The sequence below is a fragment of the Niallia sp. FSL W8-0954 genome (genome assembly GCF_038005605.1).
GTDB classification, from domain to species: Bacteria; Bacillota; Bacilli; order Bacillales; family Cytobacillaceae; genus Niallia; species Niallia circulans_A.
This window is the reverse complement of record NZ_JBBOTN010000001.1, coordinates 3,383,193-3,405,103: the sequence shown is the minus strand read 5'-3', so window position 1 is coordinate 3,405,103 and position 21,911 is coordinate 3,383,193. Positions and strand designations below refer to the sequence as shown.

The 21,911-nt window shown below is 35.2% G+C and carries 19 protein-coding genes and 1 other annotated feature; of the genes, 16 read left to right on the top strand and 3 right to left on the bottom strand.

Annotated elements, in window-relative coordinates:
- Positions 1-38 precede the first annotated feature (38 nt).
- From ruvB to yajC, 5 genes are all read left to right on the top strand, one after another.
- Positions 39-1,034: a Holliday junction branch migration DNA helicase RuvB gene (gene ruvB / locus NX902_RS16910; RefSeq protein ID WP_095331629.1), complete on the top strand. Its 996-nt coding sequence runs from the start codon at positions 39-41 to the stop codon at positions 1,032-1,034.
- A 51-nt stretch (positions 1,035-1,085) separates the two neighbouring features.
- Positions 1,086-1,292, top strand: a complete 207-nt coding sequence (locus tag NX902_RS16905; protein ID WP_095331631.1) for a DUF2905 domain-containing protein — start codon at positions 1,086-1,088, stop codon at positions 1,290-1,292.
- 35 nt (positions 1,293-1,327) lie between these two features.
- Entirely contained in the window at positions 1,328-2,356 is a 1,029-nt protein-coding gene (gene queA, locus NX902_RS16900) for a tRNA preQ1(34) S-adenosylmethionine ribosyltransferase-isomerase QueA (protein WP_095331633.1), read from the top strand.
- A 169-nt stretch (positions 2,357-2,525) separates the two neighbouring features.
- Positions 2,526-3,665 carry a tRNA guanosine(34) transglycosylase Tgt gene (tgt, locus tag NX902_RS16895; protein WP_095331635.1) on the top strand — a complete coding sequence of 380 codons (1,140 nt, stop codon included), beginning with the start codon at positions 2,526-2,528 and terminating at the stop codon, positions 3,663-3,665.
- Between the two features lie 29 nt (positions 3,666-3,694).
- Positions 3,695-3,997 carry a preprotein translocase subunit YajC gene (gene yajC, locus NX902_RS16890; RefSeq protein ID WP_095331637.1) on the top strand — a complete coding sequence of 101 codons (303 nt, stop codon included), beginning with the start codon at positions 3,695-3,697 and terminating at the stop codon, positions 3,995-3,997.
- Between the two features lie 64 nt (positions 3,998-4,061).
- On the opposite strand, the gene NX902_RS16885 is transcribed toward yajC, so the two are convergent.
- Complete coding sequence (locus NX902_RS16885) at positions 4,062-4,412, bottom strand: TIGR04086 family membrane protein (RefSeq protein WP_328824417.1); 351 nt, start codon at positions 4,410-4,412, stop codon at positions 4,062-4,064.
- A 228-nt stretch (positions 4,413-4,640) separates the two neighbouring features.
- Here NX902_RS16885 and NX902_RS16880 point away from each other — a divergent pair, with 228 nt between their 5' ends.
- On the top strand, positions 4,641-5,282 hold the full coding sequence (locus tag NX902_RS16880) for a DUF421 domain-containing protein (RefSeq protein ID WP_095331641.1): 642 nt from the start codon (positions 4,641-4,643) through the stop codon (positions 5,280-5,282).
- Between the two features lie 84 nt (positions 5,283-5,366).
- Here the strand turns inward: NX902_RS16880 and spoVB are convergent, their stop codons facing one another.
- On the bottom strand, positions 5,367-6,911 hold the full coding sequence (spoVB, locus tag NX902_RS16875; RefSeq protein ID WP_163185482.1) for a stage V sporulation protein B: 1,545 nt from the start codon (positions 6,909-6,911) through the stop codon (positions 5,367-5,369).
- A gap of 257 nt (positions 6,912-7,168) precedes the next feature.
- On the opposite strand from spoVB, the gene NX902_RS16870 reads away from it, so the two are divergent.
- From NX902_RS16870 to dtd, 8 genes are all read left to right on the top strand, one after another.
- Positions 7,169-7,474 carry a post-transcriptional regulator gene (locus NX902_RS16870; RefSeq protein ID WP_095331645.1) on the top strand — a complete coding sequence of 102 codons (306 nt, stop codon included), beginning with the start codon at positions 7,169-7,171 and terminating at the stop codon, positions 7,472-7,474.
- A 356-nt stretch (positions 7,475-7,830) separates the two neighbouring features.
- Complete coding sequence (gene secDF / locus NX902_RS16865; RefSeq protein WP_095331647.1) at positions 7,831-10,083, top strand: protein translocase subunit SecDF; 2,253 nt, start codon at positions 7,831-7,833, stop codon at positions 10,081-10,083.
- Between the two features lie 137 nt (positions 10,084-10,220).
- A complete protein-coding gene (locus tag NX902_RS16860) occupies positions 10,221-10,520 on the top strand; it encodes a LapA family protein (protein ID WP_095331649.1) in 300 nt (99 codons plus the stop codon).
- Positions 10,521-10,738: 218 nt separating this feature from the next.
- A complete protein-coding gene (gene recJ, locus NX902_RS16855; RefSeq protein ID WP_123258039.1) occupies positions 10,739-13,102 on the top strand; it encodes a single-stranded-DNA-specific exonuclease RecJ in 2,364 nt (787 codons plus the stop codon).
- Positions 13,093-13,605 carry an adenine phosphoribosyltransferase gene (locus NX902_RS16850; RefSeq protein WP_095331653.1) on the top strand — a complete coding sequence of 171 codons (513 nt, stop codon included), beginning with the start codon at positions 13,093-13,095 and terminating at the stop codon, positions 13,603-13,605. Before recJ ends, NX902_RS16850 begins: the two co-directional genes overlap by 10 nt.
- A gap of 133 nt (positions 13,606-13,738) precedes the next feature.
- Positions 13,739-15,097 carry an IS1182 family transposase gene (locus NX902_RS16845; RefSeq protein ID WP_341122667.1) on the top strand — a complete coding sequence of 453 codons (1,359 nt, stop codon included), beginning with the start codon at positions 13,739-13,741 and terminating at the stop codon, positions 15,095-15,097.
- Positions 15,098-15,500: 403 nt separating this feature from the next.
- The gene (locus NX902_RS16840) at positions 15,501-17,696 is read left to right on the top strand and encodes a RelA/SpoT family protein (RefSeq protein WP_095331655.1); all 2,196 of its coding nucleotides are present in this window, start codon (positions 15,501-15,503) and stop codon (positions 17,694-17,696) included.
- Between the two features lie 12 nt (positions 17,697-17,708).
- A complete protein-coding gene (gene dtd / locus NX902_RS16835) occupies positions 17,709-18,149 on the top strand; it encodes a D-aminoacyl-tRNA deacylase (RefSeq protein ID WP_095331657.1) in 441 nt (146 codons plus the stop codon).
- A gap of 140 nt (positions 18,150-18,289) precedes the next feature.
- Here dtd and NX902_RS16830 read toward each other — a convergent pair whose 3' ends face one another.
- A complete protein-coding gene (locus NX902_RS16830) occupies positions 18,290-19,834 on the bottom strand; it encodes an N-acetylmuramoyl-L-alanine amidase (RefSeq protein ID WP_163185488.1) in 1,545 nt (514 codons plus the stop codon).
- Positions 19,835-20,037: 203 nt separating this feature from the next.
- Here NX902_RS16830 and NX902_RS16825 point away from each other — a divergent pair, with 203 nt between their 5' ends.
- Together NX902_RS16825 and hisS are read left to right on the top strand one after the other, a co-directional pair.
- Positions 20,038-20,214, top strand: coding sequence for a hypothetical protein (locus NX902_RS16825; RefSeq protein ID WP_164463668.1), 177 nt, complete (start codon positions 20,038-20,040; stop codon positions 20,212-20,214).
- 82 nt (positions 20,215-20,296) lie between these two features.
- Positions 20,297-20,531: a binding site (T-box leader), on the top strand.
- Between the two features lie 98 nt (positions 20,532-20,629).
- Positions 20,630-21,904 (top strand): histidine--tRNA ligase, encoded by a 1,275-nt coding sequence (gene hisS / locus NX902_RS16820; RefSeq protein ID WP_095331661.1) that lies wholly within the window; start codon positions 20,630-20,632, stop codon positions 21,902-21,904.
- Positions 21,905-21,911 lie beyond the last annotated feature (7 nt).

Genomic DNA, 21,911 nt, shown 5'->3' with positions numbered 1-21,911 from the left:
TTGGATAAACGACTATCTAGAAGAAAGGAGTGAATGCTATGGATGATCGAATTATTTCAAGTGAAGCAGATAATCAAGATTTATCATTTGAAAAAAGTCTTCGACCCATTCAATTACAGGAATATATTGGGCAAGATAAAGTAAAAGAAAATTTAAAAGTGTTTATTGAAGCGGCTAAATATAGAGAAGAAGCTCTCGATCACGTATTGTTATATGGCCCACCTGGATTAGGGAAAACCACACTTGCTACGATTATTGCTAATGAAATGGGAGTTAATATTCGAACAACTGCTGGTCCAGCAATCGAAAGACCAGGTGATTTAGCAGCAATTTTAACTGCCTTAGAACCAGGTGATGTGTTGTTTATTGATGAAATACATCGCTTGCCGCGAGCTATTGAAGAAGTCTTATATCCTGCAATGGAAGATTACTGTTTAGACATTGTAATAGGCAAAGGTCCTAGCGCTCGGTCAGTCCGGCTAGATTTACCTCCATTCACGCTTGTGGGTGCGACAACCAGAGCTGGTTCCGTTTCTGCACCGTTAAGAGATCGTTTTGGGGTTCTATCTAGATTGGAATATTATGAGGTAGATCAACTCAAAGATATTGTTTCCCGAACAGCAGATGTACTTCAAATTGGAATAGAGGACCTTGCCGCATGGGAAATTGCTAGACGTTCAAGAGGAACACCTCGAATTGCGAATCGCCTTTTACGAAGAGTGCGGGATTTTGCACAAGTAAAGGGTGATGGAATGATAACGAAAGAATTGGCAGATCATTCCCTTGAACTTTTGCAAGTAGACCGTTTAGGGTTAGATCATATTGACCATAAATTATTACTAGGAATGATTTATAAATTTAAAGGTGGACCTGTAGGATTAGAAACCATTGCTGCTACAATTGGAGAAGAAGCACATACGATTGAAGATGTCTATGAACCATATTTGCTGCAGATTGGTTTCTTGCAGCGAACTCCTAGAGGAAGAAGTGTCACCCATCTTGTTTATGAACATTTAAATATAAAATTGGATTGAGGGAAACATCTAAATAATAAAAAAGAATATGCGAAATGAAGGACGAAAACAATGAATGACATTCCTAAGTATATAATGACTATTGGTGTGATTGTATTTCTTATTGGATTAGTAATGCAGTTAGTCCCGATTGGAAAACTTCCAGGTGACATTTTGATAAAAAAAGAGCATTCAACTTTTTATTTTCCGATTACAACTTGTATTGTGATTAGTATTATTTTATCTTTAGTTTTTTATTTTATTGGGAAATTTCGCTAAAAAATGATTGTATAAAAGAGAATAGGTGGATAGACATGAAAGTAGATTTATTTGATTTTCATTTACCAGAAGAATTAATTGCGCAAACTCCATTAGAGGATCGTACAAGCAGCAGACTCATGATCGTTAATAAAGAAACTGGCGATTTAGAACATCGCAAATTTAAAGATATATACGAGTATATTAATCCTGGAGATTGTTTAGTATTAAATGATACAAGGGTATTGCCAGCAAGATTACATGGCGAGAAAGAAGATACTGGAGCACATATTGAAGTATTATTGCTGAAGCAGCAAAAAGATGACATGTGGGAAACACTTGTTAAGCCGGCAAAAAGAGTTAAAGAAGGTACCGTAATTTCCTTTGGAGATGGAACACTAAAAGCGGTTTGTGTAAAAGAGTTGGAACACGGTGGTCGTATTCTTGATTTTCAATATGAGGGCATTTTTTATGAAATCTTGGATCAACTCGGCGAGATGCCGCTGCCTCCTTATATTAAAGAAAAACTAGACGATCAGGATCGTTATCAAACTGTTTACGCGAAGGAAAGGGGATCTGCAGCAGCTCCAACAGCAGGGCTCCATTTTACGACAGAATTGTTAGATGCGCTGAAAAAGAAAGGTGTACATATTGCCTTTATTACTCTGCATGTCGGTCTAGGCACTTTCCGGCCTGTAAACGTCGAAGATGTAGATAAGCATGAAATGCATGCTGAGTTTTATCAGCTTAACAAGGAAACAGCTGCTTTATTAAATAAAGTAAGAGGTCAGGGCGGACGAATAATTTCTGTAGGAACAACCTCAACTAGAACACTTGAAACAATTGCTGCTGCGAATAATGGTGAATTTGTAGAAAGCAGTGGCTGGACAAGTATCTTTATTTACCCTGGATATGAATTTAAAGGAATTGATGGCATGATTACGAATTTCCATTTGCCTAAATCGACGTTAATTATGCTAGTAAGTGCACTGGCAGGAAGAGAGAATGTACTTCATGCTTATGAAACAGCAGTCAAAGAAAGATATCGTTTCTTTAGTTTTGGCGATGCAATGTTTATACAATAGTAATAGATCCGCATGATAGGGTTTATCAATTGCTTGAGTTTCGTAGTAATATTCATTAGAATAATATAGTTGATTCTATTGCTTTTTTGTTAATAGATATTTTTCATTAAAAATGGAAGTGAATTATGAATCTCGAGGAAGATTCACTTTATATGAAGGAGAAAATAATTTGACAGCAATACGTTATGAATTCATAAAAACTTGTAAGCAAACAGGCGCCAGATTGGGGATTGTGCATACACCTCATGGATCTTTTGAAACGCCGGCTTTTATGCCAGTTGGAACGTTAGCAACAGTAAAAACAATGGCTCCAGAAGATTTAAAAACGATGGGAGCAAATATCATTTTAAGTAATACGTATCATTTATGGCTAAGACCAGGTCATGACATTGTAAAAGAAGCGGGCGGGCTTCATAAATTCATGAATTGGGATAAAGCGATATTAACGGACTCTGGCGGATTTCAAGTTTTTAGTTTAAGTGATTTCCGCAAAATTGAGGAAGAAGGTGTACATTTTCGTAACCACTTAAATGGGGATAAATTATTCCTTTCTCCAGAAAAAGCAATGGAAATCCAAAATGCATTAGGGTCAGATATTATGATGGCATTTGACGAGTGTCCGCCATACCCAGCAGAATATGATTATATGAAGAAATCAGTGGAACGTACTTCTCGTTGGGCAGAACGCTGCCTAAAGGCACATAATCGTCCAGAGGATCAAGGTTTATTTGGTATTATTCAGGGTGGAGAATACGAAGAACTTCGCAAACAAAGTGCAAGAGACTTAGTTTCTTTAGATTTACCTGGCTATGCAGTCGGTGGATTATCAGTTGGAGAACCTAAGGATGTGATGAATCGTGTCCTCGAATTTACAACACCATTAATGCCGGATAATAAACCGCGTTATTTAATGGGAGTAGGTTCACCAGATTCATTAATCGATGGTGCGATTCGTGGGATTGATATGTTTGATTGTGTGTTACCAACTAGAATAGCAAGAAATGGTACGGTGATGACAAGTGAAGGCCGTCTTGTTGTGAAAAACGCTAAATATGCTAGAGATTTTGGACCTTTGGATCCAGATTGTGATTGCTATACTTGTAAAAATTATAGCCGGGCATATATTCGTCACCTTATTCGATGTGACGAAACATTCGGAATAAGGCTTACATCTTACCATAATCTATATTTTCTGTTAAACTTAATGGAGAATGTCCGAGACGCAATCAGAAACGACCGTTTAGGAGATTTTAAAGAAGAGTTTTTCGAACGTTATGGATTTAATAAGCCGAACGCTAAAAACTTTTAATAGAGAATTTGAAAGGAGGGGAAATATAGATGGGAAATTTAGCTGGTTTACTACCGTTTATTTTAATGTTTGTACTATTCTATTTCTTGCTTATCCGTCCACAGCAAAAGCGTCAAAGAGCTGTGCGTGATATGCAGAGTAGCTTAAAAAAAGGGGACAAGATTGTCACGATTGGCGGCATGCATGCTACAATCGATGCAATTGATGAAGGAACGGTTGTGTTAAAAGCAAAAGATGGTTCACGCCTGACATTTGATCGTAATGCAATTCGTGAAGTCGTAGAATCCTCTGCTGCAGTAGCTAGTCCAACATTAGAAAAAACAGAACAATAAGTAAAAAAAGTGCAGTCTTAAAAAATAAGACTGCACTTTTATATTTTATTTGAAGTATTTTTGGTTAGTTATTTTTGGAAAGATTTACCCCTAATATCCCTCCCATCATACAAATAAGGGTATAACATACATGATAAATGGTTTGTTCTATCGTAAATAGTTGGTCTGAGCCTAAAAAGGAAAATAAAAAAATGATGATGGAATAGATGAACCCAGTAAGTCCCCCAAGAAACCAACCTCTTTCTTTTCCTTTCCCGCCAGAAATAAAACCACCTGCAAATAAAGTTATAAAGGATACGGCTGTAATAATATGTTGCAGGGATGATTCTTGAATAGATGTAAATCTTAATAAAAGGGAAAAGAACAAACTACTTGCTATTAACATAATGAAAATGGCAATTAGACCGTATAAAATGGAACTGCCAACATGTTTACTCTCTTCTATTGTAAACCTCTCCTTTCCAAAACATCTAAAGTTTTCTATAAAAGTTCTCTAGTACAAGCATATTCAGGAAGGAAGAAAATAGAATTAAAAAATATTTAAAAATACATTTTTCTCTCATCGTTATAATGCTGCTTTCCCGTATTATTTTTATCTTATAGAGCAGATTAAAAGAGAACATATTTGATCGGAGGAGATAATATGGACCAGTATTTGATCATTTTGTTTAGAACGATTTTAATCTATTTCTTAATCGTTCTTATTTTTCGAATGATGGGAAAAAGGGAAATAGGGGAATTAAGCATACTAGATCTTGTTGTATTCATTATGATCGCAGAAATTGCTGTTGTTGCTATAGAAGATTATAAGGATCCGATTTTACCAACACTATTTCCAATGTTTATCCTTCTAGCCATCCAAGTGCTTCTTGCGTTCTTTTCCTTAAAAAGCAAAAAAATGCGTGATTTTATTGAGGGAGAACCAACATTGATTATTAAAAATGGCAAGATTGACGAAAAAGCCATGAGAAGTCAGCGCTATAATTATGATGACTTATTAATTCAGCTGAGAGAAAAAAATATCCGAAATATTGCAGATGTAGAGTTTGCCATACTAGAAACATCAGGTAAACTTTCTGTATTTGAAAAGGAAGAAAATAAGTCATCTATTACCATCCCATTAATTATGGATGGAATTATTCAAGAGAGCAACCTAGATAGAATAGGAAAAACTAATCTATGGTTAAGACAGCAATTGAAAGATAGAGGATATGTTAATATAAAAAATATCTCCTTTTGCAGTTATCAAGAAGGTGAATTTTATATTGATTTGATTGATCATTAAAGAAAGAACAACAATGAAATCTTTCAGTAAAAAAGCAACCAGTGAGAAGCGGAATGCTCATTGGTTGCTACAGTTTAAGTAGTTTTAAGAAAAAAATGGACCAATCCAAGGGATTTTTGCTAAATCTCTTTTGTTCATTAAACGGAAAAGGAAAAGCAATACGATATAAAAGATACAGATTAAACTAGTAATACTAATGATTTGTATCAGAATGGAAGGGAATGTTATTGATTTGACTAAAAGAGAGCCAAGATAGGCAGTTAGCATGATAACAAGCAGCATTTTTACATAATCTTTCACAATAATCGAGAAACTGATTGTTTTTAATATTGTAGCAAAATGAAGGATCGTTACTAAAACAAATCCAACAATTAGAGCAATAGCTACGCCGAAAATTCCAAACTCTGGTCGACTTGCAAGAATAAAAATTAACGCTGTTTTAACGGCTGCGCCGATAAAGCTGTTAATCATTGCTGCTTTAGCAAAATTTAAGGCTTGCAAAGTAGCCTGGAGTGGGCCTTGGTAATAATTAAGAATAAAGAACGGTGCCATAAGCTGAATAAAGGAAGTGCCTCTTGTGCTTCCGTACATAATGGTCATTAAAGGCTCAGCCAAAACATACAGCACTACAATGGCAAGTCCACCTGTCATAAAGGTGAATTTAAGTGCTTGCTGTAATAAATGTTCGATTAGCTTTAGTTGATTATTAGCCTTTGCTTCACTAATAGCAGGCACAAGAGATGTTGATAATGATTGAGTGAAGAAGGATGGCAGCATTAAGAGTGGGAGTGCGAATCCAGTTAATACTCCATATTGTTTTGTTGCATTGATAGCAGAAAGACCAGCTAATGATAAACTATGGGCTACAACAATAGGTTCAATAAACCAGGCAATGCTACCAATCATACGACTCCCCGTTGTTGGTAAAGCTATTGTCATTAATTCTTGGAAAGTATTTTTTCCATTATGTACATATTGGAAGAATTTTTTCCGTAAGTGAAATTTCTTTTTCCATTTAAATGATGCCAGTAAATAGAATAAAGACGCAAGTTCTCCAAGAACAGAAGCTAACATTGCCCCTGCAGCTGCATATTCGACTCCAAGAGGTAGAAAAGCTTTTGTTAAAGTCGCAATTAACGCAATCCGAACGATTTGTTCAATCACTTGAGAAATTGCAGCTGGCTTCATATTTTGTCTACCTTGAAAATACCCTCTTAAAACAGATGAAACAGCGATTATTGGGATAATTGGTGTAATCGCAAGAAGTGGCAAAAGAGTTCTTTCATCTGTAAATAGTGTTTGGGAAAGATAAGGTGCTAAAAGAAATAAAGCTGGAGTGAAGATTACTGTTAGACCTAATGTTGTACTTAATGAAATGATTAAGATGCTCTTGACTTTTCGTAAATTCCCTGCAGCTTCTGCTTCGGCAACATTCTTAGAGATAGCTACAGGCAGTCCAAGCTGAGTGATGGTCACAACTAATATCATTGTCGGATAAACCATCATGTAGAGTCCAACCCCATCATCTCCGATAAATCGTGCAATAACAATTCGATTTATAAATCCGAGGACTCTAGTAATAAATCCTGCTATAAGTAAAATCATTGTTCCCTTTAAAAACTTAGACATTCTATTCCCTGCCTTCTCAAATAGCGAATAATACTATACAATTATCTATATGCAACAGAGTGGACAAAGCATGACAAGGTTTTTTATAAAAGTACGTTTGTTGTAAGGAAGAGACGATATTTTATTGTTAGGATGAAAATGGAATCATATTTTTTCTATGTAAATTGGTTTGCTTAGCATTATGGAGGTATAGAAGTAAAAGCAGATAGCTCATGTTTAAAAGGAAACATAAAATGACTGTAATGGAGTGAATAGGAATGTCGTCAACATCAACACACATATATGACCAATATCGTTCACAAGTTAAGCCTGTATTAAATAGCAAGATAGAAGAGTTTCACTTACTAGGCTATGAGACTATTAAGGAAGACGAGCTATGGGTATTTTTAACGAATAAAAAATGGAGAAAGCCCGCTCAAGAAATTAGAATTTCGGAGCTAGTACAGGATATACTGAATGTTAAGGTGGCAGATTATATGAACTTTGCCACTATCGAGGCATATAAAACGGCAGATCTTTTCTCTGTCTTATCAGAAGAAGAGAAAAAAGAATTATTGAAATAATGGAGTTTTATTAATCAAAACTTCTTCTGGTAGTTTTTTAATTGATGATGGTCTGGGATGGTGGTATTAAAAGCCAAGTCGTTAACTTTATGTGACAATTAGAATAACTTTACTAGTATATTTTTCTATACAAATTGACAGTCATGATAAACTGTTCCATAATGAGTTTATTCTAAGTAACAGAAGAAATCGCTAGTTTAATTTACTGGAAAGAAGTGAACCGCAAAAATAGAATAACACCTAATTATAAGGTTCATATTAAAAGAGGACATCATTCTTGATAAATAACAATGAATATGGCTAGTATTAGTTGGGGAAGTTTCTGCTTTGTATTTCATGAGGAGGATTAATACATAATGGTTAAACGCAGTAGAATTGTTGCTTTTTTGTTAATCATTGTCTTGGCGGCAGGATTAATGGGAGGAACAACAAATAAAATTTTAGACAATATTAAGCTTGGATTAGACCTTCAAGGTGGATTTGAAGTTCTTTATAAAGTAGAACCGCTGGAAAAGGGCAAAGCAAAAATTGATGAAGCGGCTTTAAAAAGTACAGCTCAAGCTCTAGATAAAAGGATAAATGTTTTAGGAGTAAGCGAGCCTGTTATTCAAATAGAGGGAAAAGACCGAATAAGAGTTCAACTTGCTGGTATAACAGATCAAAATGAAGCAAGAGAAATGCTTTCAACAGAAGCTAACCTAACATTCAGAGATATCCACGATAAGAAATTGCTAGATGGCTCTGATTTAGTGCAGGGAGGAGCAAGTCAAGAATTTGACCAGTATGGAAAGCCTAGTGTTTCTTTAAAACTAAAAGATGCAAATAAGTTTAAAGAAGTAACGCAATCAGTTTTAGGTAGTCCTTTAGTCATCTGGTTAGACTTTGAAGAAGGAGATTCTTATAACGCGGAAGCAGCCAAAGAAGAACCTAAATACTTATCCGCACCGATGGTAAGTGAAGTGATTAATTCGGATACTGTATCTATAACTGGTAATTTTACCGTAGATGAGGCGACCAGATTAGCTGAATTATTAAATGCTGGGGCGTTGCCGGTTAAATTAACGGAAGAATATTCAACAAGTGTTGGTGCACAGTTTGGAGATCAAGCGTTAAAAGATACAGTATATGCGGGCATAATTGGTGTAGGCCTAGTATTTTTATTTATGCTTCTCTATTACCGTCTGCCTGGATTAGTTGCTATCATTACATTGTCCATCTATGTTTATCTAAATCTGTTGGTTCTTGATTTAATGCAAGGGGTATTAACGCTTCCAGGAATTGCGGCACTTATTCTCGGTGTTGGAATGGCTGTAGATGCAAATATTATTACCTATGAACGAATCAAGGATGAACTGAGGGTAGGAAAGTCGCTGCGAGCTGCATTTCATGCAGGAAATAAAAACTCCATTGGAACCATTCTTGATGCAAACTTAACTACCATTATAGCTTCGATTGTTTTATTTATTTATGGGACAAGTTCAGTAAAAGGGTTTGCTACACTCTTAATTGTTAGTATATTAGTAAGTTTTATTACTGCTGTTTATGGTTCTAGATTATTACTCGGTTTACTAGTGAAAAGTAAATTGTTTGATAAAAAAATTACGTGGTTTGGAGTCAATCGTAAAGACATTAAGCATATTAGCGAAAATTACGATACTTTAACATTGCCAACCAAATTTGATCGTCTTGATTTTGTAAAATATAAGAATATATTTTTTACAATTTCTAGTGTTTTAATTGTGGCAGGGATTGTGATTATGTTTATATTCAAGCTTAATCTTGGAATTGATTTTGCAAGTGGATCTCGTATAGAAGTTATGGCAGATAAAGCATTAACAACTGCTGAAATTGAAGATCACTTAGATAAGCTGAATGTAAAAGCAGACGATATCATCATTTCAGGTGATAAGCAAGAGACTGCTGCTATTCGTATTAAAGGTGATTTAAGTCAAACTAAAATTAATACGATAAAATCAGAGTTTAATAAGACGTATGGGCATGATCCAAACGTCAGCAGTGTATCACCAACAATTGGGAAAGAATTAGCTAAAAATGCCTTTAAAGCGATAATTTTTGCCTCTATCGGAATCATTATTTATGTGGCAATTCGCTTTGAAGTATATATGGGTCTTGCAGCTGTAATAGCATTACTGCATGATGCCTTCTTTATTATCGTGATCTTCAGTCTCACACGACTAGAAGTAGATATTACTTTTATCGCAGCCGTGTTGACAATTGTCGGTTACTCGATTAACGATACGATTGTTACCTTTGATCGTATAAGAGAAAATTTAGCGAAGAAAAAGCGTATCAAAACACCACAAGAAATTAAAGATATTATCAATAGAAGTATTCGACAGACATTCGCTCGTTCGATAAATACTGTAATAACGGTTGTGATTTGTGTAGTGGCTTTATTAATATTCGGAAGCAGTGCCATCACAAACTTCTCTTTAGCGTTATTAATTGGTTTAATCGGCGGTGCCTATTCTTCTATCTTTATTGCATCCCAGCTTTGGTATGTTTGGAAGAAGAGAGAGTTAAAGAGAAAAGGTGTCTTAATTACGTATAAAGAAAAACGCCCAATTTCAGACGAACCACAAGTATAAGAAACACTTCAAAAACCTGTCTCCTAAAGCAGAAGGAGCAGGTTTTTGTATGTTCGCTAAAAAAATACTTGTTTATGATAGTGGAAAGATGGAAAATAGGAAATAATAGAACCAAAAATACAAAGGGAGGGAAGTAAATGAAATTTCAATGGAATATGCTTTTGGGAATTATTTTTGCTTTAATTGTTGCGGTCTTTGCTGTTATTAATGTCGAACCGGTTTCTGTTAATTACTTATTTGGCGAAGGGGACTGGCCGCTTATTTTAGTCATATTAATTTCTGTTCTTCTTGGTGGATTAATTATTGGCTCTGCTGGAATTATTCGTATTTATTCATTGCAACGTAAAATTAAAACATTGGAAAAAGAAAAAAAGGCATTAGAACAAAAAACGGATGATAAAAAAGAGAAGGAAAAGGTTCTAACAGATCTAAAATAAAAAGGGATGTCTGCAAGAAGAAATTCGTTGGGGAGTGTTTACTTCGATTAATTTCTTTTCAGACATCTTTTTTTTCTATTTTTTCATCGGAAATGATTTCTTAAATAATTTTTTTATATTTAAAGTTATTATGAAAAAAATGACTATTCGTTTTTCCATTCTTCCTGCATTGAAACGACTTCTTTTAACTTGTATAATAGTTAGATTGAGGTGATTGAATGTTACGTTCCAAAAAAAGATGGATACAAGAAGAAACTTCTAATCAAGAAACTATTTCACTATTAGCAGAAGAGCTAAAACTAGCACCAATTGTAGCCTCTCTTTTAATGAAAAGAGGTTATCATACATCAGAGGAAGCAAAAGCTTTTTTATTTGATGATAATAATGATTTTCATGATCCTTTCCTGCTTTTAGGAATGGATATAGCTGTAGATCGAATACAAAAGGCAATTACTAACAAAGAATTAATTCTTATTTTTGGAGATTATGATGCCGATGGAGTAACTAGCACGACCGTTATGATGAAAACGTTAGAGGGTCTTGGAGCCAATGTGCAATTTTATATTCCAAACCGATTTACCGAAGGATATGGCCCTAATGAGAGGGCTTTTCGCTATGCTAAAAGCATTGGTGTTCAATTGATTATTACAGTCGATACGGGTATTGCTGCTGTTCATGAAGCGGAAGTGGCAAAAGAATTGGAAATAGACTTAATCATTACCGATCACCATGAGCCAGGACCAATATTGCCAGAGGCACTTGCGATCATTCACCCCAAGATAGAAGGTAGCGAGTATCCGTTCCGTGAGTTAGCAGGGGTAGGCGTTTCTTTCAAGTTATCTCACGCTCTTTATGGAAAAGTTCCCCATCATTTATTGCCATTTGCGGCAATTGGAACAATCGCTGATCTTGTCTCCTTAACAGGAGAAAATCGCCTTCTTGCGAAAAAAGGCATCAGGGCACTGCAAGAAACAGATAATATCGGTTTAAATGCATTATATCGTCAAATGAATATCGACAAAAATACGATTAATGAAGAAACAATAGGATTTATGCTTGCACCACGTATTAATGCTATTGGCAGATTAGGAGATGCGGATCCGGCTGTTGACTTATTATTAACAGATGATCCAGAGATTGCAAAAGAACTAGCATTAGAAATGGAAGAAACAAATAAAGAAAGACAAGCGATTGTAAATCAGATAACAGTGGAAGCGATGGAACAAGTGGACGAGCTCTATCCATTAAATGAAAATCGTGTTCTAATTGTAGGGAAAGAGGGCTGGAACCCTGGCGTTGTGGGGATCGTTGCTTCTCGATTGGTAGAAAAGTACTATCGACCAACGATTGTATTAAGTTATGACAAGGAAACGGGAATAGCAAAAGGATCTGCTCGCAGTATTGAGGGATTTGATTTATATAAAAATTTATCGACGTGTAGAGATATTCTGCCTCATTTTGGTGGGCATCCAATGGCTGCAGGAATGTCTTTGAAAATAGAAGATGTAGATGTTCTTAGAGATAGTTTAAATAGATTAGCCTTTGAACAATTAACAGAAGAAAATCTCATTCCATTAACAAAGGTGGATGGCAGCTTTTCAATAAGTGATATATCTATTAAATCAATAGAGGAAATGCAAATGCTCGCCCCATTTGGAGTCGATAATCCCAAGCCTAAATTAACCTTCTGTGATCTAGAAATCGACAATATGCGGAAAATAGGTTCCAATCAAAACCATTTAAAGATTGTATTAAAAGATAATGAGTTTGAATTAGATGGAATAGGATTTGGAATTGGTGACTTATGTGATCATATCTCTCCAAGTGCAAAAGTGTCTGTATTAGGGGAGCTTTCGATAAACGAATGGAATAATCGTAAAAAACCACAAATCTTTATTCAAGATATGGAGGTTCCTCATTGGCAGCTGTTTGACTATCGAAGTTTAAGAAAAGTGAATCAATTATACGAAGTAGTGCCTAAAAATGCACAGTGGATTTTTTTTCATCAAGATTCTGTTCCTAAGGATATGGATGAACAAGTCTCTTATCAGGTGATTGAATCAATAGAGCAAGCAGCATTCCTAGAATCGATGAATAATACTATGGTACTGGCAGATTATCCCCCTAGTTTGGATATGCTAAAAACATTGTTATCTAACAATGCTCCTGAAAGAATCTATGCTGTTTTTTATAAACAACAAAGTGACTTTTTTAGTACCATGCCAACTCGTGATCATTTTAAATGGTTCTATGCTTTTTTAGCAAAACAGGGGAATTTTCACCTGCAAAAATTCGGCGGAGAGCTCGCTAGAAGAAAAGGTTGGAGTAAAGAAACGGTAGATTTTATGTCAAAGGTGTTTTTTGAATTAAATTTTGTTACAATGAAGGATGGATTTATTTCACTGAATAAGAATGTTCCAAAAAGAGATTTAACAGAATCTATCTCTTTTCAACAAAAACAAGCGCAATTTGAGCTGGAAAATGAATTAATTTATTCATCTTATGAACAACTTAAAAATTGGTTTGATCTTATTCTAAAGAAATCCGTCAATAATGAGGAGGAAGTAAAAGAATGGATTTAAAACAATATGTTACGATCGTTGAAGATTGGCCAAAAGAAGGGATCAGATTCAAGGATATAACAACATTAATGGATAATGGTGATGCATATAGATATGCAACAGATCAAATTGTAACGTATGCAAAAGAAAAAGAAATTGATCTTGTTGTGGGACCAGAAGCAAGAGGCTTTATCATTGGCTGTCCTGTTGCTTATTCGCTTGGAGTTGGCTTTGCTCCAGTTCGTAAAGAAGGCAAATTACCGAGAGAAACGATTAAAGTAGAATATGGCTTGGAATATGGAAAAGACGTATTAACAATCCATAAAGATGCGATTAAACCGGGCCAACGTGTTTTAATTACAGATGATTTATTAGCGACAGGCGGTACAATTGAGGCGACAATTAAATTAGTTGAAGAACTAGGTGGGGTTGTCGCTGGTATTGCATTTTTAATTGAATTGTCTTATCTTGAAGGACGTAAAAATTTAGATGGATATGATATTTTAACATTAATGGAATATTAATCCGTATACATGAAAAAAAGAGCGCTGATCAAGCGCTCTTTCAGACTGTAGACAAACTCGATAAAATCGAGTTTGCATACAGTCTTTTTTTATTTAAAATATTTATTAATAGAAATTTTAGAGGTGATGGATAATGATGACAAGAAACAATAATACTGAAAGAGATCAGTTAGAAGTTATCGCAATTGACCAATTAGTACCACAAGATCATTTTGTGCGTAAAATTGAATCTGCTATTGATTTCTCCTTCATTTATCCATTGGTTGAAAAACTCTATTCAACACTAGGTCGTCCGAGTATTGATCCTGTTGTATTGATTAAAATGACATTTATTCAATATGTATTTGGTATTCGTTCTATGAGGCAAACCATTAAAGAAATTGAAACAAACGTGGCATATCGCTGGTTCTTGGGATTCGGTTTTTATACAGAAGTTCCTCATTTCTCTACCTTTGGTAAGAATTATGAGCGTCGTTTTAAAGAAACGGATTTATTTGAACAAATCTTTTATCGGATTCTAAAAGAGATTACAGATAAAGGTTTATTGAGCGCAGATCATGTATTTATTGATTCAACTCATGTTAAAGCTAGTGCTAATAAACGTAAATTTGAAAAGAAAACAGTGAGAAAAGAAACTCGAGCTTATGAAGCGAAACTTCAGGCTGAATTAAATCAAGACCGTATTGATAACGGAAAGAAGCCTTTTCCACCTGAAAAGTTTGAAAAGGAAGAGATAAAGGAAATTAAGGAAAGTACTACTGACCCTGAAAGTGGGTACTACGTAAAAGATGAAAGAACAAAACAGTTTGCTTATTCTTTTCATGCTGCTACTGACCGAAATGGTTTTGTGTTAGGATCCATTGTAACGCCTGGAAACATTCATGATAGTCATATACTTCAACCATTAGTAGAAAAAATAATGGATAAAGTAAAGAAACCTTTAGCTATTGCTGCTGACGCGGCCTATAAGACTCCTGCGATTTGTAATTTTCTAATAGAGAATGGCATCACTCCTGCACTTCCTTATACTCGACCAAAAACAAAGGAAGGGTTTATCCGTAAACATGAATACGTTTATGATGAGCACTATAATTGCTATATCTGTCCGCAAGGAGAGATATTATCATACACAACAACCACGAAGGAAGGATATCGGCAGTACAAATCCAATCCCTTGAAGTGTTCAAAGTGTCCTTTACTAAAACAGTGTACTCAGAGTCAAAATCATCAAAAGTTAATCCAACGCCATATCTGGGAAGACTATTTAGAAGAAGCCGAACACCTTCGTCATAAACAAGAAGTAAAAGAAATATATGCACGTCGAAAAGAATCCATTGAACGAGTCTTTGCAGATGCAAAAGAAAAGCATGGTATGCGATGGACAACCCTACGGGGACTTAAAAAATTGTCCATGCAGGCGATGCTAACTTTTGCTGCAATAAATCTTAAGAAATTAGCCAATTGGACTTGGGGAAGTCCAAAAATGGCATAAAAAATATGAATAATAGGCAATTTATACTTATTTTTAAGATAGATTCTAAGAAGAAAATCAAAAATTAAAAAGGCATTTGGGAAATATAGCTTTCCCAAATGCCTTTTGTCTTCAATCTGAAAGAGCGCTGATCAAGCGCTCTTTTTCATAATCGAAAAGAAAAAGAAAGAAAAAATTGCTATGTTTAGGCAGAAATCGCCTTCATTCGACATTTTTCTTTCTTTCCATATAAAAATTACTTCCAATCCCTTTACAATCTCCCTTTTTTTTTCGATAATAGTAATAATCATTCTAAAATAAATTTTATTCTTTTTTGTAATCTTGCATAAAAGTAGTAGGATAGAAAGAATGTCTAAAATATGCTAAATTTAAATAATATAATTGTAATATGAAAGGTGATTACATGGCGAACGATCAAGTGTTAACCGCCGAACAAGTCATCGATAAGACTAGAGGATATTTAAACGAAGAGCACGTAGCTTTTATTGAAAAAGCTTATGACTATGCAAGAGAAGCTCATCGTGAACAATATAGGAAATCTGGGGAACCATATATTATTCATCCAATCCAAGTAGCAGGAATTTTGGCTGATTTAGAAATGGATCCAGCAACAGTAGCAGCAGGTTTTCTCCATGACGTTGTTGAAGATACGGAAATTACTTTACAAGATATAAGTAAAGTATTTAACAGTGAAGTGGCCATGCTCGTTGACGGTGTAACGAAGCTCGGTAAAATTAAATATAAATCACATGAAGAACAGCAAGCAGAAAATCATCGCAAAATGTTTGTAGCGATGGCGCAGGACATTCGTGTTATCCTAATTAAATTAGCAGACAGACTTCATAATATGAGAACATTGAAGCATTTACCTGCAGAAAAGCAGCGTCGTATTTCAAATGAAACATTGGAGATTTTTGCCCCACTTGCTCATCGTCTAGGAATCTCTACAATTAAATGGGAACTAGAAGATACTGCATTACGCTATATGAATCCACAGCAATATTATCGTATCGTAAATTTAATGAAAAAGAAAAGAGCAGAACGAGAACAATACCTAGATGAAGTAGTTACTGAAATTCGTGAAGGTACGGCAGAAGTAAAGATTCAAGCAGATATTTCGGGAAGACCAAAACATATATACAGCATTTATCGCAAAATGGTTTTACAGAATAAACAGTTTAATGAAATATATGACTTATTAGCAGTAAGAATTGTTGTCAACAGTATTAAAGATTGCTATGCCATACTAGGGATTATACACACGCGATGGAAACCAATGCCTGGCCGCTTTAAAGACTATATAGCGATGCCCAAGGCTAATATGTATCAGTCTCTCCATACAACTGTTATCGGTCCTAAGGGTGATCCTTTAGAAGTGCAAATTCGTACACAGGACATGCATCGAATTGCTGAATACGGGATTGCAGCTCATTGGGCCTACAAAGAGGGAAAATCCGTAAATGAAGGATCCTCATTGGAAGAAAAATTAACTTGGTTTAGAGAAATATTAGAATTCCAAGATGATATCGTAAATGCAGAAGAGTTTATGGAAAGTCTGAAAATTGATTTATTTTCAGATATGGTGTTTGTTTTTACACCAAAGGGAGATGTGTTTGAGTTACCTTCTGGCTCTGTACCAATTGATTTTGCTTATCGTATCCATTCAGAAATCGGAAATAAAACGATTGGAGCAAAAGTGAATGGCAAGATGGTCACTCTTGATTACAAGTTAAAAACAGGTGATATTGTTGAAATCCATACGAGTAAACATTCGTATGGACCAAGTCAAGATTGGTTAAAAATAGCGCAAACATCCCAAGCGAAAAATAAAATTAGACAATTTTTCAAGAAACAACGTAGGGAAGAAAATGTCGAAAAAGGGAAAGAATTAGTTGAAAAAGAAATTCGTAATATGGAATTTGATTTAAAAGAAATTCTTACACCGGAGAATGTGAAGGCAGTAATTGAAAAATTTAATTTTATGACAGAAGAAGATATGTATGCTGCTGTAGGCTACAACGGAATTACAGCACTACAAGTTGCCAATAGGTTAACGGAAAAATGGCGGAAGAAAAGAGATGCAGAACAGATTTCAACTATCTCAAATGCAGTTGCTGAATTAAAGTCTTTTTCCAATAATAAAAAGAGTGCTTCTGGTGTTCGAGTAACAGGGATTGATAACTTATTAATTCGTTTATCTCGCTGCTGTAATCCAGTGCCAGGTGATGAGATAGTTGGTTTTATCACAAAAGGAAGAGGAGTTTCCGTTCATCGGGCAGACTGTACCAATATTGACACTGAAGATGCAAAGGCTCGACTAATTCCTGTGGAATGGGAAACGAATTTAAATAACCGCAAAGAATATAATGTTGAAATTGAAATAAGTGGCTATGACAGAAGAGGTTTATTAAATGAGGTTCTCCAGGCCGTTAATGAATCGAAAACTAATATATCAGCCGTATCTGGTAAGTCTGACCGTAATAAAGTTGCGACGATTAACATGAGTATTATGATTCTAAATGTCAATCATCTTCAAAAAGTTGTCGATCGAATTAAACAAATTCCAGATGTCTATTCTGTACGAAGAATAATGAACTAAGGAGTCTTTAGTGTGCGTGTAGTATTACAAAGATCAAAAGAAGCAAAAGTGGAAGTAGACGGAGAGATAGTTGGCGCTATTGAGAAAGGGTTCGTTCTTCTTGTAGGTATTACACATAGCGATACATTGGAAGAGGCTAAATACCTTGCAGATAAAATTATCCATCTTCGCGTTTTTGAAGACGAGAATGGGAAAATGAATCATAGTATTTTAGATAGGGAGGGAGCCGTTTTATCGATTTCCCAGTTTACCCTATATGGAGATACGCGTAAAGGAAGAAGACCTAACTTTATGGATGCCGCAAAGCCAGAGCAGGCAAAGGTGTTATATGATCAATTCAATACGCTTTTACGTAGCCATGGCCTAACTGTTGAAACAGGTATTTTTGGTGCGATGATGGATGTTCAGCTAATAAACGATGGACCGGTAACATTAATATTAGATAGTAAATAATTAAATGATTGATTCCTATACAACTAAAAAAGGTTAGAACCATAAGTAATCTAGACAGAAAAAAAGCCAAACAATCACGAAAGCTCGGATGATTGTTTGGCTTTTCATTTCTTTTTATATGACTATTCACTAAACAGGCTTTAATAGCTAAAATAATTCTCTAAGCCATTATGGATAGCTGTTGTAATGGTCTCTTGATACTTGTTAGAAAGTAACGTTTGTTCTTCAGCGGGACTACTTAGGTATCCCAACTCTAAAAGAGAGGCAGGTTGTCTATTTTGCTTAAGGACGATATATGAATTTTGTTTAACACCTCTGTCCTTTCGATCGGTTGCTTCAATGATACTTTTATGTAAGCTGGTTGCTAATTTTTTCTGATTAGATGTGTAGTAATAGCTTGTAACACCATTTACGGAACGATCACTTATGCTATCATAATGAAGGCTTATAAAAGCATCTGCATGATAGAAATGGCTTATATCGACCCTGGTTTGTAACGGGATAAAAAAATCGTTTTTTCTAGTTAGGATTACCTTTGCACCAGAGGCTTCGAGTTTATTAGCAAGTAACTTTGCGGTACGAAGATTTAATGTCTTTTCAAGTGTACCGATAATGCCTATTGTGCCACTATCCTTTCCGCCGTGCCCAGGATCTATAACGATTGTTTTTCCCTTTAAATCCTTTGTAGCTGTAGCATTAGTAATTTGGAGATCATTTGATGCCGAATCTTCAACCAGCCATTCCGCAATGTATCCAAATTCGCCGTCTGCAAGTTTAATTTTATACCAATCATCAATTATTTCTACTGCTTGAAAGGTTTCGCCGCTATCTGCGACAAGTAAGATTTTTGAATTGACGGTTGCATCGCTTCTAATATTTGTTCTATCATAGAGCAGTTTAACTTTCTTATCGATTGTTTTTCCTTTTCTACTTTCTATATCACTACTCTTTAACAGATCTTTATGAACCCAGCCGATATTACCAGAGTATTGAATTTTTGCCCAATTAGATTCTTCTTCTATTATAGTAATTACAGTGCCAATGCTGATTTTCCCGATGATTTCTGCACTAGTAGATGGATTGCTGCGAAGATTAATCTGATCTTCTGCAACAGTAGCTATTTCCTGTTTAGACTTTTTTTGTACTCCTGTTTCTGTATGATTAGAAGAATCTTCAAACAGAAGATAATCATTGTGGACCCATCCAGTTCCTAAAGCTGTTCTGATTTGGTACCAATCGTAATTTACGGAAAGGACGGTAACTTCAATTCCTTTACCTAAAGTGGTAATCACTTCATAATTTGTACCTGGTCCTTTTCTTAGACGAAGGCCATTCTCTGTAATTGTGGCTTTGTTTGAATGGGAAGTAATTGCTTCTTCTTCTTTTTCCATTTGGTCGACAGTTGTACTTTGTCCATTTTGGGTTACTAAATAAGCGGCTACCCATCCAGTAGAAGAAGAGGTATATTGAATTTCAATCCAATCCTTTTCTTCCTTTATTAAAGGATATGCTTTTCCTATCTCCATTTTCCCAATAACATTTTGATCAAGCCCAGGATTTTCTCTAACGTTTACGACCGTATTAGCTTGAACAGTTGATTGATTTTCTGCTGATACATGTTGATACTGTGTAGGAATGAAGAAGATGCTGACTAAAAGTAATAGCATCCATCTTATATTCTTCAAACAAGCTGCACTCCTTCCGTAATTGTCTAAAGCTGACTAGTATAATTTCACATAGAATAAGATTCTTCTTTTTGAAGGTATATTCCTTTATGCTACTCTTATTTTTTTTAATCAAATTTAGACAAGAAACTATTTTTTTGATGAAATTTTTTAGCCACTCATGGTAATACTATAAAAAAATAACAGAAAAAAGGGTGAAATGCATGAGATTTGGTGAAAAAAGTTCATCAACTAGTGAAATTGATTCCAAATTACTAGGTGTCGATTTTCACGATTTTATTCAAAGAGAAGGAAATTCAAATGCGGTTGAGCTAGCTTCTGAATTCGGTCTTTCATTAGGCGAAGTAAAAAAACTAAAGAAACAGCTAGGAAAATTATAATAGAGCGGGAAATCATTTTCATATCCTATTGACAATACAATCTTTCCTATTTATTATTAATTAAATAATAATAAATAATCTAGTAAAGCCATTGATCGAGAAGAGTATCTAAGAGACACATGAACAGAGAGGAAATGTCATGAAGGCTGCAAGCATTTCTACATGATGACTTAGAGAAAGAACACTCAGGGAGGCTTTCTTCTGAAAATATTCTTCATTAGTAGGTAGAAACGTGCGCAGGCGTTAACTGCAAAGTGGGAGATTTAAGAAAAAATCTTCAATTAGGGTGGTACCACGGGAAAAATCTCGTCCCTTGTATTCAGATGGATGCAAGGGACGAGATTTTTTTATTTGAAAATATTACGAATTAAGCGCGGATATCAGCGTTTTTCTAAAAGCAGGGAGGATACATAAAATGCATATTAATATTCCAAGAGGAACCCAAGATATTTTGCCAGGTACCGTAGAAAAGTGGCAATATATTGAAGGGAAAATTAAACAACTTTGTGATCGATATCAATATAGCGAAATTCGCACTCCTATATTTGAACATACAGAATTATTTTTACGAAGTGTTGGAGACACAACGGATATTGTTACAAAAGAAATGTATACTTTTGAGGATCGAGGAAAAAGAAGCTTAACATTAAGACCAGAAGGAACAGCGGCGGTTGTTCGTTCATTTGTGGAGAATAAAATGCATGGATATGCATCTCAGCCAATTAAGCTCTTTTATTTAGGGCAAATGTTCCGCTATGAGAGACCACAAGCTGGACGTTTTCGTCAGTTTGTTCAGTTTGGTGTGGAAGCAATTGGGAGTAAAGATCCTGCTATTGATGCGGAAGTAATTGCACTTGCATATTCCGTTTATCAAACAATGGGATTATCAAAGTTAAAAGTAGTTGTTAACAGTTTAGGTGATAAAGAAAGTAGACAAGCTCACCGAGAAGCGCTAATTGCACATTTTCAACCGAGCATCGGGGAATTTTGTCATGATTGCCAAACAAGACTAGAGAAAAACCCAATGAGAATCCTAGATTGCAAAAAGGATCATGATCATCCATTAATGAAGTCTGCACCATCTATCCTAGAGTACTTAAATGAAGAGTCAAAAACATACTTTACAAAGGTACAAAAATATTTAACGGCTTTAAATATTCCCTTTTTTGTTGATTCCAATCTAGTTAGAGGTTTGGATTACTATAACCACACAGCTTTTGAAATAATGAGTGAAGCAGAAGGGTTTGGGGCTATTACTACATTATGTGGTGGAGGCAGATACAATGGCTTAACAGAAGAATTAGGCGGTCCTGAAGCTCCTGGAATCGGCTTTGCTATGAGTTTAGAACGATTACTTTCTGCCCTTGAAGCAGAAAAAATCGAATTACCTATTGAAAAGAAAGTGGATTGCTATTTAGTTTCGTTAGGAGAAGAAGCGAAGGATTACACGGTAGGATTAGTAAATGAGCTTAGACAGGCTGGTTTCTCTGCTGAAAGGGATTATCTTGATCGCAAAGTAAAGGCCCAATTTAAAGCAGCTGATCGTCTTCACGCTAAATATGTCGCTGTTTTAGGAGAAAATGAATTGCAAAATAACAAAATTAACTTAAAGCTGTTAGAAACAGGAGAACAAAAAGAAATTCCGCTAACCGAGCTTGTAAGTGCCCTAAAGGATTTTAGTGCATTCTGAGCAAGGG